Source organism: Synechococcus sp. 8F6, from assembly GCF_002252665.1.
GTDB lineage: Bacteria > Cyanobacteriota > Cyanobacteriia > PCC-6307 > Cyanobiaceae > Cyanobium_A.
The window spans coordinates 1-782 of the sequence record NZ_NQKZ01000065.1 but is presented as its reverse complement, the minus strand read 5'-3'; the positions used below and the strand labels follow the sequence as shown (position 1 = coordinate 782).

The 782-nt window shown below is 64.7% G+C and carries 2 pseudogenes; one reads left to right on the top strand and one right to left on the bottom strand.

Annotated features, from left to right (window positions below):
• Nucleotides 1–302 (top strand): annotated as a pseudogene (locus CJZ78_RS13505) (transposase); the annotation flags it as partial.
• A 224-nt stretch (nt 303–526) separates the two neighbouring features.
• Here CJZ78_RS13505 and CJZ78_RS13500 read toward each other — a convergent pair.
• A pseudogene (locus tag CJZ78_RS13500) lies at nt 527–694 on the bottom strand (transposase); the annotation flags it as partial.
• Between the last annotated feature and the right edge of the window lie 88 nt (nt 695–782).

Below are 782 nucleotides of genomic sequence, written 5' to 3'. Positions count from 1 at the left end.
TTTCTGCCCTCACTGGCGCCCAGCTCCATGAGCGCTGCCCGGATCAGCGCTCCACCCACCGCAACGGCTACCGCCAGCGGCTGCTCACCACCCAGGTCGGCGACATCAGCCTGGCCATCCCAAAGCTGAGGCAGGGCAGCTTCTTTCCCGACTGGCTCGAACCCCGCCGCCGGGTCGACAAGGCCCTCTACGCCGTGGTGATGGAGGCCTACACCGGCGGTATCTCCACCCGCAAGGTTGATGCCCTGGTGGAGGCGCTGGGCGGCGCCAGCGGCGTCTCCAAATCGGAGGGGTCCCGCGTCAAGCCCCTTGGCCGATTGGCGTCAATCAAGTTGGCCGGTTAGGAGTTTGCGGAAAAACCGCCTGAGGGGCCGCGCTTTTCCTTCCTGAGAGCTGATCGCACTCCGTTCGGGCTCGTTTTCAGCGTTTCAGCGGCTCAGAGCGGCCGATTTCAGGCCTTTTGCCCCGTTGGGGCTCCCTGATCGCGGGCGCTTGGCCACACCTCTGGGACACAGCAACCATCTGTTCATGCCGCCGCCATTGCCGGTCTGAGCAGGTTGCCCAGCCGGATCAGGTTGTAGGCGATCACATGCAGGCCAAACACTGCGCTCACCTTTTCGGTGCCGCGCAGCTTGAACTGGCGCAGACCGCCCCACTGCTTGATCCAGCCAAACACCTTCTCGATTGTCCCGCGTCAAGCCCCTTGGCCGATTGGCGTCAATCAAGTTGGCCGGTTAGGGGAACTGATCGCCCCCCGGTTGTCGCCGGCGACAACCGGGGGG